11 protein-coding genes are annotated in these 13,655 nt (G+C 74.1%); 3 read left to right on the top strand and 8 right to left on the bottom strand.

What is annotated here, in order from left to right:
• The gene (locus ACPZVR_RS13055) at positions 1 to 624 is read left to right on the top strand and encodes a nucleoside triphosphate pyrophosphohydrolase (protein ID WP_436700032.1); all 624 of its coding nucleotides are present in this window, start codon (positions 1 to 3) and stop codon (positions 622 to 624) included.
• Positions 625 to 633: 9 nt separating this feature from the next.
• On the opposite strand, the gene ACPZVR_RS13050 is transcribed toward ACPZVR_RS13055, so the two are convergent.
• Both ACPZVR_RS13050 and ACPZVR_RS13045 read right to left on the bottom strand, forming a co-directional pair.
• A complete protein-coding gene (locus ACPZVR_RS13050; RefSeq protein WP_436700031.1) occupies positions 634 to 2,430 on the bottom strand; it encodes a hypothetical protein in 1,797 nt (598 codons plus the stop codon).
• Entirely contained in the window at positions 2,427 to 2,945 is a 519-nt protein-coding gene (locus ACPZVR_RS13045; RefSeq protein WP_436700030.1) for a GNAT family N-acetyltransferase, read from the bottom strand. The genes ACPZVR_RS13050 and ACPZVR_RS13045 overlap by 4 nt, the downstream gene beginning before the upstream one ends.
• 438 nt (positions 2,946 to 3,383) lie before the next feature.
• Here ACPZVR_RS13045 and ACPZVR_RS13040 point away from each other — a divergent pair, with 438 nt between their 5' ends.
• Positions 3,384 to 4,724, top strand: coding sequence for an HNH endonuclease signature motif containing protein (locus tag ACPZVR_RS13040; protein ID WP_436700029.1), 1,341 nt, complete (start codon positions 3,384 to 3,386; stop codon positions 4,722 to 4,724).
• A gap of 258 nt (positions 4,725 to 4,982) precedes the next feature.
• On the opposite strand, the gene ACPZVR_RS13035 is transcribed toward ACPZVR_RS13040, so the two are convergent.
• A complete protein-coding gene (locus tag ACPZVR_RS13035) occupies positions 4,983 to 7,844 on the bottom strand; it encodes an AfsR/SARP family transcriptional regulator (protein WP_436700028.1) in 2,862 nt (953 codons plus the stop codon).
• Between the two features lie 40 nt (positions 7,845 to 7,884).
• Between ACPZVR_RS13035 and ACPZVR_RS13030 the strand changes: the two genes are divergently transcribed.
• On the top strand, positions 7,885 to 8,637 hold the full coding sequence (locus ACPZVR_RS13030) for an IclR family transcriptional regulator (RefSeq protein ID WP_436700027.1): 753 nt from the start codon (positions 7,885 to 7,887) through the stop codon (positions 8,635 to 8,637).
• A 13-nt stretch (positions 8,638 to 8,650) separates the two neighbouring features.
• On the opposite strand, the gene ACPZVR_RS13025 is transcribed toward ACPZVR_RS13030, so the two are convergent.
• From ACPZVR_RS13025 to ACPZVR_RS13005, 5 genes are all read right to left on the bottom strand, one after another.
• A complete protein-coding gene (locus tag ACPZVR_RS13025) occupies positions 8,651 to 9,928 on the bottom strand; it encodes an MFS transporter (protein ID WP_436700026.1) in 1,278 nt (425 codons plus the stop codon).
• Positions 9,925 to 10,956: an LLM class flavin-dependent oxidoreductase gene (locus ACPZVR_RS13020; protein ID WP_436700025.1), complete on the bottom strand. Its 1,032-nt coding sequence runs from the start codon at positions 10,954 to 10,956 to the stop codon at positions 9,925 to 9,927. Before ACPZVR_RS13020 ends, ACPZVR_RS13025 begins: the two co-directional genes overlap by 4 nt.
• Positions 10,953 to 12,620 carry a urocanate hydratase gene (hutU, locus tag ACPZVR_RS13015; protein ID WP_436700024.1) on the bottom strand — a complete coding sequence of 556 codons (1,668 nt, stop codon included), beginning with the start codon at positions 12,618 to 12,620 and terminating at the stop codon, positions 10,953 to 10,955. The genes ACPZVR_RS13020 and hutU overlap by 4 nt, the downstream gene beginning before the upstream one ends.
• A 114-nt stretch (positions 12,621 to 12,734) precedes the next feature.
• A complete protein-coding gene (locus tag ACPZVR_RS13010; protein ID WP_436700023.1) occupies positions 12,735 to 12,902 on the bottom strand; it encodes a hypothetical protein in 168 nt (55 codons plus the stop codon).
• Positions 12,892 to 13,653, bottom strand: a complete 762-nt coding sequence (locus ACPZVR_RS13005) for a class I SAM-dependent methyltransferase (protein ID WP_436700290.1) — start codon at positions 13,651 to 13,653, stop codon at positions 12,892 to 12,894. The genes ACPZVR_RS13010 and ACPZVR_RS13005 overlap by 11 nt, the downstream gene beginning before the upstream one ends.
• Positions 13,654 to 13,655: the final 2 nt, after the last annotated feature.

Here is a 13,655-nt window from a genome sequence, read left to right as displayed (position 1 = left end):
GTGTCCGAGCCGTCGGCAGCGGATCCCGCGGACGGCGCTGTCGCCGAGTTCGTCGCGGTGATGCGGCGGCTGCGCGCCGAGTGCCCCTGGAAGCAGGAGCAGACGCACCGCTCGCTGGTGCGCTACCTGCTCGAGGAGACCTACGAGACGGTCGACGCCATCGACGACGCCGAGACGAGCGGCGACTTCGGCCACCTGGCCGAGGAGCTGGGCGACCTGCTGTTGCAGGTGGTCTTCCACGCGGTGATCGCCGAGGAGCGCGGCGACTTCGACCTCGACGACGTCGCCCGCGGGATCACCGCGAAGATGCGCCGCCGCAACCCCCACGTGTTCGCGGAGGAGGAAGGCGGGGAGGGCCTCACCGCGGCCGAGGTCGACCGGCGCTGGCAGGCGATCAAGGCGACCGAGCGCGGGGCGGACTCCGGCGTCGGCGACCTGCCCTCCGCGCTCCCGGCCCTGCTGTACGCCGACAAGGCGCTCGCCCGCCGGGAGCGCGCCGGGCAGCCGGCGCCGGCGGTGGGCGACGACATCGGAGAGCGCCTGCTGGGGTTGGTCGCCGAGGCACGGGCCTCGGGAACCGACCCCGAGCAGGCGCTCCGGGATGCCGTCCGCCGGCTGGGCTGACCGCCGGGGTCAGCGGGTGGGGGCCGCGATGCCCTCGACGCGGACCGTCCGGCCGCGGGACGCGGCGACGATGCGGACGGTTCCGGTGTACCCGGAGTCGAACGCCGCCACCGGCACGACCTGACGGGTCGCGGTGCCGCCCTTGAGCGAGACGGTCGCGAGGAGCCGCTTGCCGGCGTACACCTTGACCTTGCCGAGCTTCGCGCCCCGGCTCACGACGAGCGCGAGCCGCCGCGCGTCGGTGACGGCGTACGTCGCCGTGGCGCCCTTGCGCTTCGTCGTCAGCGCCGTCCCGGCGTAGCTCCCGGCGGTCGGCTTGAGCTTCCACCCCTTCTTGGCCTTCAGCGCGGACGCCGGGACGGGCACGGTCCAGACCCGGCTCGCCGCCGTGGCGTCGGTGTTGCCCGCGGCATCCGTCGCGGTCGCCGTGAGCACGTGGGTGCCGGGCGCCAGGCCGGTCAGGGACAGCGGGCCGCGGCCACAGGGCAGGGGCGCCCCGTCCAGGGTGCAGGCGGTCGTGGCACCCGCCTCGGACGTGCCGACCTCGAAGGCGGCATCGGGCGACGTCGCGATCGACCCGTCATCGGGGCCTCCCGTGAGCGTGGTGTCCGGTGCCGTCCTGTCCGTCGGCCGCACCGCCTCCACCGTCCAGGTGCGGGTCACGGGGGTCTGGTCCCGGTTGCCCGCGGCGTCGCGACCGGCGGCCGCGAACACGTGGATGCCGGGAGCGAGTCCCTCGAGCCGGACCTCCCCACGGTCGCAGGGGGTGAGGGCCCCGTCGATGCTGCAGTGGAAGTCGGCCGCGCCCGGGGCGTCGAGCTGGAACACGGCCGTCGTCGACGTCGTCGTGGACCCCTCGGCGGGTCCTCCCGTGAGCGTGGTCTCCGGCGCGGTCGCGTCGACCGTCCAGTCCCACCGGGCCGGGACCGGGTCGACCCAGGTGCCGTTGCGCGCGGCCACGATGAGGGAGTGCTCGCCGTCGGGCAGGTCGGAGAAGATCCCCGCGCCGCTGTCGCAGGTGAACTGGTAGCCGTCGAGGGTGCAGTCGAAGGCGTTCCCGCCGCCCGAGGAGAAGGCGAAGTTCGCGTTGCGGCTGTTCGTGAGCCGCGGCGGCGTCGCGGTGAAGACGGTGTCCACCGAGTGCACCTGGAGGCCCCAGCTGTGGCTCAGGTTGCCCGAGGCGTCCTCCGCCCGGACCGAGAAGTGGTGCGACCCCTCGGACAGGGTCAGGACGCGTGGCGACGTACAGGTCTCCCAGCCGCCGCTGTCGAGCTGGCAGTGGCTGCGCACCGCGCCGCTGGCGGACCAGGCGAACCGGAACCGGCCCTGCTCGTTGACCACCTGGGTCGACGTGAAGCCGAAGATCTCCGGCGGCTCCTTGTCGCGGAAGACGGCGACGGGGAACTTCTCGACGCTGCCCGTGATCCCGGAGTGCACCGCGCAGTCCCGGGTGCCGTTGCTGTTGGAGCGGGTCTGGTCGCAGCCCTGCCACTCCACGAACTCCCAGCCCTGCGGCACGCCGAAGAACGATGGGCGCAGCCACACCCAGGCCTCGAAGAGCTCCTCGTTGCGGATCCGGCCGCAGGTCCGGGTGACGCGGTGGTCGAGATTGGTCGTGTGGTCGCAGGCCGTCGCGCCACCGTCCTCGATGGACCCCTCGACGACCTCGACGCGGCCGGCACCGGTGATGCCGATGGTGACGCCGACCTGACCGGCGTTCGCCGCCGACGGTACGACGACCGGGGTCAGGCCGAGCGCGACAGCGACGGTGCCGAGGGTCAGTCGGGCGAGAGTGCGGGGTGTCATGCGTTCTCCTCCGTGAGGTCGGGCAGGGCGAGCCACTGCTGCCAGGTCAGGTCGCGCCCGACGTACCGCGGGCGCTCGAGCGGCCAGTGGCCGGCGATCCAGGTCGGGACGAAGACGTCCAGGGCGGCCTCGAGCTCGCTGCCCACAGCGCCCTCCACGACCCACCAGGAGATGTCGGCGTCCGCGCCGACCTTGGCCGGCGGGTCGACGTACACACAGCCGAGGAGTGCGGTCTCCTCGACGTCGAAGAGGCCGTAGAGGAAGGACTCGTGCGCCTCGATCTCCGCGGCGTGGTGGGCCAGGTCGTCGATGTCGGCCTCCCGGGTCAGCTCGACCGGCGGCCACCCCCACGCCTGGCCGTAGATGCCCCACAGCCGGTCGCGCGACGCGTGCACCGCGGGCAGGTCGAGGTCGACGTCGTCCGGTCCCATCGGACGCAGGTGGTGCTCGTCGGTCACGGTGACGCGAGTCGGGTGGGCCCAGGTCGCGGGCAGCCAGGAGTCGGGTGTGCTCATGGCGCAAGCGTCACGGTTGGCGCTTGTGGTGGGCTTGTGGGGCGCTTGCGAGGGTGTGGCGAGGGCGCGAGGGCGGGAGGTCGCGGTGGCGGGATCGGCTGGTGTCGCCTTGGGTGTCCGGTCGCGCTGGCGAGGGGTGTGCGCACGCTGCGGTGGGGTGGCCGGTCGGGTTGGGAGAGGCAGCGACGGGGAGGGTCGGGAGGGTGGCTGGGTTCGGGCGGCCGGCTGCGGCTTTTGGCGACGGTCGGGGGGCCTGGCCTAGGCCGGTGACACGTGCGGCAGGTCGGTGTGGGTCGCTGACCTGCCGTAGGTGTCACCGGCTCATCCCTCGCTGATCGAGAGGTCCTTCCGCGGTGCATCGGTCGAGTGGGTTTCCCTTGTGCACAGGCGGGTTTGCGACGCTCGGGTTGTGTCGTGGCTGGGTGGGAGGATCCGTTCATGGATCTCGGAACCCGTGCCTCGTCGACAGCCTTGCTGCTGTCGCGGCTGAGCGCGGGGATTGAGGCCCGCAATCAGCTCCTGGTCGAGGAGTGGGCCGGGATCGTGGAGTGGGCGAGCGACCACGTCATCGCTGGTCCGGAGGGGGTCGCGACGATCACCGAGGGCTACCTCGACACCGGCGTCCCGATCGCCGGTGACGGTGCGCCGTTGGTGTCGGAGTTCGCGTTGATGGAGCTCATCGCCGTCCTCGGCCGCACCCCGGATGGTGGGCGGGCGTATGTCGGGCGGGTCATCGAGTGCGCCTGGCGTCTCCCTCACGTCTACGACGCCGTGATGGCCGGCAAGCTGGCGCCGTGGCGGGCCGAGCGGATCGCCGACCTCACCCGCGCCCTGTCCGCGGAGGCGGCGGCGTTCGTGGACCGGCAGCTGTGGGATGCCACCAGCGTGGGGTGGGCCCAACTCGAACGACTCGTCACCGAGGCGGTGCTGCGGTTCGACCCCGAACACGCCGAGGCCGCACGACGCAAGGCCGCGGACCACCGGCACTTCGATATCGGTGAGGTCGACGAGCACGGCCTGGTCCACCTCGACGGGCTCATGGACGCCGCCGACGGGCACGACCTCAACCAAGCGGTCGCGCGCCGTGCCGAGACCCTCGCCGAGCTGGGTGACGACTCGTCGTTGGATGTGCGGCGGTCCAAGGCCGCCGCCGAGCTCGCCCGCCACGACCTCGCCCTCGACCTGTTGATCCCCGACCCCGACACCGGAGAAGTCGTCGACACGGTCCCGGGACGCAAGGTCGTGCTCAACGTCCACATCACCGACACCACGATGACCAGCGACAGCCCGGCCGACGACCTGGCTGGCTGGAACCCGGTGGGTCGGTGGGAGGAAGGCCGGTGCCCGGTCACCTCGGCCCAGATCCGCGAGTGGCTCCGTGCCCGGCACACCACCGTCATCGTCCGCCCGGTCATCGACCTCGCCGACCATGTCCCCGTCGGGGCGTATGAGATCCCCGAGCGCCACCGCACCCGCGTCGCACTCAGGGACCACACCTGTCGGTTCCCCCACTGCTCACGTGCCGCACGAGCCTGCGACCTCGACCACGCCCGACCCCACGCCGACGGCGGAGTCACCTGCCCCTGCAACCTCGTGCCGCTGTGCCGCCGGCACCATCGCGCGAAGACCCACTCGACCTGGCGCTACGACACCCTCATGCCGGGCATCTACCTGTGGACCAGTCCGCACGGTCACCGGTTCCGCGTCGACCACCGCGGCACCCACCCCCTCCGGACCGCCACACCCCGGTCGAGCGACCCCGACCCACCCGACCGGTAGCCATCCCGCCCCGCACCCCGCAGGAGCACACCTGCGGGGACATCGGCATGTCGTCGGCCAGCCGCGGGCGCTCCGCAGCGCGCGAGGACCGAGTCCGTCGACGTCCGGCACCGCGTGCTCGCCGCGTCGCCCCGTGCTGCCCGGTCACCTCCCGCGCCTCGGGCGCACGCCGGACCGGAGGACGACGCGTGCGCGAGAGCCGACGCGGCGTCGGAGCGCCGTGACAGGTACGCCTCCAGCGTGGTGCGACGGCGCTACCTAGCCGATCGCCAGCTCCGCCATCGCGTCCACGCTCAGGGCGCGGCCGGCGGCGACGTCGGCGTCGTACGTCGCCGCGCCGCGTGCGTCGCGCGCGACCTGTCCGGCCCGGGCGATGAGGTCCTCGTCGGGGCGGTAGTAGCCGTAGACGTTGCCGCCGGCCCCGGCGCGCAGCTCGTCGGCGGCACCGCGCAGGACGCCGACCCGGGCGAGATCGCCGCCGAGCGACTCGACCACCGCGAGGGCGTCGAGGAGGTAGGCGAGGTTGGCGTGGTCGCCGGTGTCGCGGCTGAGCCGCACGCCCTCGGCGATCTGGCGGCGCGCCCGGTCCGGGTCTCCCTGCGCCATGGACACCTGGATCGCGGTGAACAGGGCGATGTAGACGGCGAGCGGGTCGTGACGGCGGCGGGCGGCGGTCAGGGCTTGGTCGACCAGCTCGCCGGCGCCGGTGGCGTCGCCGCGCAGCAGCTCGACGGTGCCGAGCCACACGTGCGACAGCGTCCAGAGCCACTCGCCGCCCAGCCCGGCGTCCTCGCAGAGTCCGATGGTCTCGCCGATGACCGTGGCCGCGCGGTCGAGGTCGTCGCGGGCGAGGGCGATCAGGCCGATGCCGCCGTGGGCGTACGGCAGGCCCTCGGCGTCGCCGATCCGCCGGGCGAGGGCGGCGCTCGTCTCCCAGATCTCGGCCGCGTCGAGGTCCCCCTGGGCGAAGGCGAGCGCGCCGACCACCGAGCCGGCCCGCACCCGGACCAGGTCGTCGATCTCGGCGTCGAGGACGCCCTGCATCAGCCGACGGCCCTCCCGCAGCGCCCCGCGGATCCACCAGAACAGCCACAGGTGCCAGCCGAGCCAGCCACCGAGGTCGGCCTGGCCGGAGGCCAGGGACCACTCGACGGCCGCCACCAGGTTGGCGTGCTCCCGTTCGATGCGGGCCAGCGTGTCGACCGTGCCCTCGCCGCGCAGCGAGGGCTCGTAGTGCGCGACCAGCGCGCCGAAGTGGCGCAGGTGCGCGTCCCGCGCCGCCCGCTCGGCTTCGGCGTCGAGCCGGCCGGCGGCGTACTGCGCCACCGGCTCCAGCAGCCGGAACCGGGGGCCGGGCGCGACGACCAGGAGCGACTGCTCGACGAGCGACTCGAGCAGGGCGAGCACGTCGGCGCGGGGCACCAGGTCGGCGAGGACGGCGGCCGCGGCGTCGAGGTCGAAGCCGCCGCTGAAGACCGCCAGCCGGGGGAACGCCTCCTGCTCGCCGGGGGAGAGGAGGGCGAAGCTCCAGTCGATGGCCGAGCGCATGGTGCGCTGCCGTGGGGGCAGGTCGCGCGCGCCCTCGGCGGCCATCACCTCGTCGAGCCGGGTGAGCATCTCGACCGGGGCCATCAGCCGGATCCGGGCCGCCGCCAGCTCGATCGCGAGCGGGATCCCCGCGAGCCGCTGGCACAGCTGGCCGACGACGGGATCGTCGGCCGACAACGCGCCGGCGGCGCCGGTCGCGGCGGCGCGGGTCACGAAGAGCTCGGTCGCTGCCGGCAGGTCGAGCGGGGTGAGGGGGAAGAGCACCTCGCCGCGCACGCGCAGGGGGATCCGGCTGGTCACCAGGATCCGCAGCCCCGGGCAGGCGGCGGCCAGGGTGGCGACCTCGGGCCACGCGTCGAGGAGGTGCTCGGCGTTGTCCAGCAGGAGGAGCCGACCGGTGTCGGCGCGCAGCAGGTCGAGCAGGGCCGCGAACGGGTCGCCGCCCTCGGCGACGCCGACCGCGTGGGCGATCGCGGGGATGACCGCGGAGGGGTCGTGCAGCGGAGCGAGCGGCACCAGGGTGACGCCGTCGGCGAAGGAGGACTCGGCCGCGGCGGCGACCGCCAGCGCGAGCCGGGTCTTGCCGCAGCCGCCGACCCCGGTGACCGTGACCAGGCGCGACGCCGGGGAGCGGAGTACGTCGACCAGGTGGGCCACGTCGCGCTCCCGACCGAGCAGGGGGCCGAGCAGGTCGGTCGGCGGGATCGCGCTGGGCCGGGGCGCGCGCGGCGCGGCCCCGGACGGCGTGGACGGTGGCGACGGAGCGGCCGGCGTGGACGGCGTGGACGGAGCGGGCGCCGGGCGCAGCGCCGGGTCCTGCTCCAGGATCTGCACGTGCAGTCGCTGCACCGCCGGTCCGGGATCCACGCCCAGCTCCTCGACGAGCTGGGCCCGGAGATCGGCGTACTCCGCGAGCGCGTCCGCCTGGCGTCCGGCCAGGTAGAGGGCCCGCATCAGCTGCCCTCGAACGGACTCGCGCAGCGGGTGCCGGCGGGCCAGCCCGGTCAGTCGGGCGACGGCGGCTCCGGCGTCGCCGAGGGCGAGGTCGAGCTCGGCGGCCAGCTCCTCGCCGGTGAGCCGCAGGCCGTCGAGCCGCAGTGCCTCGGTGCGTGCGAACGGCTGGGGGATGTCGGCGAGCGGCTCTCCGCGCCACCAGGCCAGGGCGGCGCTCAGGCGGCGTTGGGCGGTGCGCGGGTCGCCCGCGGCGAGGGCGGTCCGGGCGTCGTCGATGCCGGCGGCCAGTCGGTCGGTGTCGATCGCGGCGGGCGGGAGGTCCAGCCGGTAGCCGGGTGGCGCGGTCGCGATGTCGGCCGGGACCCCGGCCTCCCGCAGCCGCGACCGCAGCCGGGAGATGACGGCCTGCAGGTTGGCCAGCGTGCCGCCGCGGGCGCGCTCGCCCCACACCCGGTCGAGCAGCGTGTCGGTGGACACGACCCGGCCGGCGTCGACCGCGAGGGCCGCGAGCGTCTCCCGGTGGCGGGGCGAGCCGATGTCGACGGGCGTGCCGGCGCGGTCGAGCACCTCGAGCGGGCCCAGCAGGCGCAGCGGTACGGCATCCCCACGATCTGGCACGCGGCCCAGGGTAGGGCGCCGGGCTGGAAGGATGCAGGATATGGAGCGACGGGCACCCGCGGCGGCTCAGGCGCTGGACGTGCTGCGGGTGATCTCGACCAGTGTCGAGCCGGTGTCGGCCAGCCACATCGCGCGGGAGCTCGGCCTGGCCCGCTCGACGACGTACTACCTGCTCGACGTGCTCATCGAGCACGGCTACGTGCGCCACCACGCGGAGCGGCGCCGCTACGGGCTCGGCATCGCCGCGCACGAGCTCGGCTCGGCGTACCAGCGCCAGGCGCCGTTGCGCCGGATCGCCCAGCCGATCATCAACCGTCTCGTCGACGAGGCCGGCCACAACGGGCACTTCGCGATCCTGCACGGCAGCGACGTGGTCTACCTGATCGAGGAGCGGGCGCCGGGCCGCCCGGTGCTGATCAGCGAGGTGGGCGTGCGGCTGCCCGCCCACCTCACCGCCAGTGGTCTCGCCCTGCTGGCCCGGCTGCCGGTGCCGCAGGTGCGGGCGCTCTTCCCGTCGAAGGAGTCGTTCTTCACCCGCCGCGGGCTCGGGCCGCAGTCGCCGACCGAGCTGCGCCGCGCGCTGACGACGGTACGACGTGACGGGTACGCCTTCGAGCAGGGCTGGATCATGCCCGACCTGGCCTCGGTGTCGGCCGCCGCCGTCGACGACAACGGCCTGCCGCTCGGGTCGTTCACGCTGACCTTCCCCGAGGAGCACCTCGACACCCTGCCCGCGCTGGCCGCACTCGCCGTCCGGGCCGCGGAGCGGCTGAGCGAGCGGGTGCGGCACTGACGCGCGGCGCGGCTCAGGGCTGCCGGTAGACCTTGCGGGCGAGCAGCACGCCGATCACCGACAGCGGCGCGATCAGCATGAAGTAGTACGCCGGCGCGCGCAGCGTCACGTCGCTCCACGCGGTCAGCAGGAGCGGTCCGAGGCTGCCCATGAAGATCATGCCGACGTTGTAGGACAGCGCGATGCCGGTGGTGCGCACCTCGGTGTCGAACAGCTCGACGAGTAGTCCCGACAAGGTGCCGAAGTACGCCGCGATGACGACCCCGAGAGCCAGCTCCACGACGATGAGCGCGCCCGTGGTGCGGTGGCCGAGCAGGAAGGACAGCAGCGGGTAGATGCCGACGAAGCCGACGACAGCGGCGCCCAGCAGGATCGGTACGGCGCCCGTCCGGTCGGAGAGGCGGCCGAAGACCGGCGCGAGCACGGCCACCACGGTGCCGGCACCCGCCGCGGCGGCGTACCCGGACCACGGGGCGAGGTCGAGGCGGATCGCGTAGGCGGCGAGGAACGTGATCAGGTAGACGCCCATGCCGGCCAGGCCGACGCACAGCGTCCCGACGAGGACCCGGCCCCAGTGGTCGCGCAGCGTGGTGCGCAGCGGGTGGGCGATCGGCTCGGTCGCGCGGAACTCCTCGGTGTCCGGGATCCGGTTGCGGATCCACAGGCCGATCGGGCCGATCAGGATGCCGAACGCGAACGGCAGCCGCCACGCCCACGAGTGCAGCGTCTCGGTGTCGACGGTCGTGAAGAGCAGCCAGCCGGACACGCCCGCGAGGATCATCGCCATGCCCTGCGTGGCCGCCTGCCAGCTGGCCAGGAACCGGCGCCCGACCTGTGCGCTCTCGGCCATGAACGTCGTCGCGGCCCCGAACTCGCCGCCGGCGGAAAAGCCCTGGATGAGCCGGGAGACCATGAGGATCGCGGGCGCGGCGAGGCCGATGCTGGCGTACGTCGGGGTCACGGCGATGATCGCGACGCCGAGCGTCATCAGCCCGATGGTCAGCGTCAGCGCGGCCTTGCGTCCGTGCTTGTCGGCCAGGTTGCCGATCACCATCGCGCCGACCGGCCGGATGAGGTAGCTGATCAGGAGGCCGGCGTAGGTGCTGATCAGGCCGGCGGTCTGGTCGGACTTCGGGAAGAAGAGGACGGCCAGCACCGGCGCCATGTAGGCGTAGATGATGACGTCGTACCACTCCATGACGTTGCCGAGCCCGGCCGCGACGACGGAGCGCCAGGTCGAGCGTGGCGCGGAGCGGCGGAGCCCGGAGGCGGTGGTGGGTGCTGTGGTCATGACGGGTGGACCTCGCTCGTGAAGGGGTGAGCTGCGGGACGGAGCGCGGGGATGACCTCCGCGCCCAGGAGCGCGGCGCTGTCCAGCAGGTCCTGCCGGCGTGCGTCGCGAGAATGACCGGCCACGATCACGAAGTCCAGCCCGAGGTCGATGAGGGGCTGGATCCGCTCGACGCAGTGGTCGGGGTCGCCGACGATGGCGAACCGCTCCCGCAGGATCCGGTCCTCCTCGCTCAGCGTCGTGCGGAGGTTCGCATGGGTGTCGATCCGGTAGTCGCCGTGGAGCTTCGAGCGCTGGTCGCGATCCGCGAACCTGGCGAGGACGCTGAGGCTTCCCGAGATGAGCTGGTTGGCGACGTCGAGGTCGCGGTGGGTGGCGACGTTGAGGTACGCGCCGTACTGGATGCCGTCGGGGTCGAGGCCCGCGTCGGCGCGGGCCTTGCGTGCCGTCTCGAGCCCCTGGGCGATCGGCTCCGGCTCGACGCCGAGGGTGAGCACGAGACGGTCGGCGAGACAGGCGCCGAGCCGGATGACGCGGGGCCCGGACGCCGCGACCTCGATCGGGACCGGCGGCAGCCCGGTCTCGGCGATCCAGTCCATGCGGCTGTCGAAGTCGTCGATCCGCACGCGCCCGTCGTTGAGGTAGCCGCGCAGCCCGGTCAGGACCTCCTCGAAGGCGGGCACCGACGCGGGCCCGCGCCCGATGTGGGAGAGCGAGGAGTCGCCCCGCCCGATGCCCAGCACCATCCGGCCGTCCGAGAAGGCGTGCGCGGTCGCGGCCGCCGACGCGAGCGCGGCGACGTGCCGGGTGACCGGATTGGTCACGCCGGTCCCGAGCCGGATCCGCTCCGTGCGGGTCGCGGCGACCGAGATCGCGGCGAACGGGTCGCCGGTGAGGTTCTGGCTGTCCGCGGCGAGGAGGCCGTGCCAGCCGGACCTCTCGTAGTGGACGGCGAGGTCGGGGAAGTCGGTGGCCGGCACGAAGCTCAGCGCGAAGACCTCGACCTCGCGGCCGTCGGGGCGGCTCATCGGGGGTCTCCCATCGGGATCTCGAGCCCGGTGCGCGCGGCGCAGTCCCGGGCGATCGGGTAGCCGGCGTCGGCATGGCGCAGGACCGCCGTCGCCGAGTCGTTGCGGAACACGCGGGCCAGCCGCGCGTCCGCCAGCTCGGTCCCGTCGGCCACGCAGACCTGGCCGGAGTGGATCGACTTGCCCATCCCGACGCCGCCGCCGTGGTGGATCGAGACCCACGAGGCGCCGGAGGCGACGTTGACCAGGGCGTTGAGCAGCGGCCAGTCGGCGATCGCGTCGGAGCCGTCGAGCATGCCCTCGGTCTCGCGGTACGGCGACGCGACCGATCCGCCGTCGAAGTGGTCGCGTCCGACCACGATGGGCGCGGCGACCTCGCCGCGTCGTACCAGGTCGTTGAACGCGAGGGCCGCCTGGTCGCGCTGCCCGTGCCCGAGCCAGCAGATCCGGGCGGGCAGTCCCTGCTGCGGGACGCGGTCGCCGGCGAGCCGCAGCCAGCGCTGGAGGCCCTCGTCGTCGGGGAAGAGCTCGGCGACGGCCCGGTCGGTGCGGGCGATGTCGGCTCGGTCGCCGGAGAGCGCGACCCAGCGGAACGGCCCGCGTCCCTCGCTGAACAGCGGGCGGACGTACTCCTGCACGAAGCCGGGGATCTCGAAGGCGTCCGCACAGCCGCCCTGGGCGGCGAAGGCGCGCAGCGAGTTGCCGTAGTCGAAGGCGACGGCGCCGCCACGGCGGAAGCCGAGCACCGCCTCGACGTGCGCGGCCATCGAGGCCAGCGCCTGCTCGTGGCAGCCGGTCGGGTCGCGACGCACCTTCTCGGCCCAGCCGTCGAGGTCCTCCCCGGCGGGCAGGTAGGTCAGCGGCTCGTGGGCCGAGGTCTGGTCGGTGACGATGTCGATCGGGGCGCCGCTGCGCAGGTAGGCCGGCAGCACCTCCGCCGCGTTGGCGCACACGCCGATCGAGAGCGGGCGCCGGGCCGCGGCGGCCTCCTCGGCCATCCGCAGCGCCTCCTCCGGGCCGTCGGCGACGGTGTCGAGGTAGCCGAGCTCGACCCGGCGGGCGACCTTGGCCGGGTCGACGTCGAGGCAGATCGCGACGCCGCCGTTCATCGTGACGGCGAGTGGCTGGGCGCCGCCCATGCCGCCGAGACCCGCGGTCACCGTGATGGTGCCGCCGAGGTCGCCGCCGAAGCGCTGTCGGGCCACCGCCGCGAACGTCTCGTAGGTGCCCTGCACGATGCCCTGGCTGCCGATGTAGAGCCACGAGCCGGCGGTCATCTGGCCGAACATGATCAGGCCGAGCTCGTCGAGGCGACGGAACTCATCCCAGGTGGCCCAGTCGCCCACGAGGTTGCCGTTGGCGATGAGCACGCGCGGCGCGTCGGGTGTCGTCTCCAGGACGCCGACCGGCTTGCCCGACTGGACCAGCAGGGTCTGGTCCGAGCGCAGCGTGGTGAGCCGGCGGGCGATGGCGTCGAACGACGCCCAGTCGCGCGCGGCCTTGCCCGAGCCGCCGTACACGACCAGGTCGGCGGGGTTCTCCGCCACCTCGGGATCGAGGTTGTTGTGCAGCATGCGGTACGCCGCCTCCTGCTCCCACCCGAGGGCGGAGAGCCCGCTGCCACGCGGGGATCGGAGGGTGCGGACGGGGGACACGACGGTCATGCGGGACTCCTGCTCTCGACGCTTCGTGCCAGTCATCCTGGGCGCGCGGAGCAGGTGTGCGGGAGGTCACATCCGGCATTTGTGTCCCGCCGGCGGGACAAGAGCGGAGGCCGCTCAGTCGGTCGGAAGGGCGTCTGCCGGGACCGTCACCCGGTCCATCTCCTGCCCGCCGTCGCAGGTGAGCAGCGCGACCGTCGCTGTGCCGTCGCGCTCGCCGATCACCTGCCAGTGGCCGCCGGAGGCGATCCAGCGGTCGAGCGCGGCGCGGCCCTCAGACGACACCGGAGGCCGCCCAGGCCGTGCCGGAGACCGTGAACGGTCCCGGGCCGAGTTCGCGGAGCAGGTCGCCCTGCAGCCGCTCGCGGTCGGTGTCGTCGAGGCCCGCGACGTAGGCGCCGGCCGGACCGACGCCGAGGGTGTAGGGCTCCCACCAGTCGGCGAAGCGGGCGAACCGGACGGCGACGGTCAGCTCGACCTCGGCGACCTCGCGCAATCCGGCCGCGTCGAGCAGGGCCGCCAGGTCGCCACCGTGGGCGCCCGGCAGCGCGCCCTCGCCGCCGACGGCGGGGTCGAGTGCCCGGGCGGCGCGCCAGAGGGGGGACAGCGGTCCCCGCCCGCCCGCGTGGTCCCAGACGCAGGCGCTCACCCGGCCGCCGGGCCGGGTCACCCGGCGCATCTCGCCGATGCCGGCGGCGGGGTCGGTCATGAAGTTCACGACGAGCTGGGCGAGCGTCGCCCCGAAGGCGGCGTCGGTGAAGGGGAGCCGCTCTGCCGACGCCGCACGCACGTCGGCCTCGGGGTGGGCGGCGGCCGTGGCCGCGACGAAGGAGGCGACGGGGTCGACCGCCGCGACACCCGGCGCGCCGCGGCGTCGCACCAGCTCGGCGGTGAGCATGCCGGGGCCGCAGCCCACGTCGAGCACGCGCGCGGCCGGGTCGACGCCGGCCAGGCCGACGTCGGCGAACAGTCCGGCGAGGGGACCGGAGAAGGTCCCCATGAAGCGGACGTAGGCGTCGGCGGCGACCTCGAACATGG

The sequence above is a fragment of the Nocardioides segetis genome (assembly GCF_051390595.1).
Lineage (GTDB): Bacteria > Actinomycetota > Actinomycetes > Propionibacteriales > Nocardioidaceae > Nocardioides.
The sequence above is the reverse complement of the archived record's forward strand: the minus strand, read 5'-3'. Positions and strand labels throughout refer to the sequence as shown.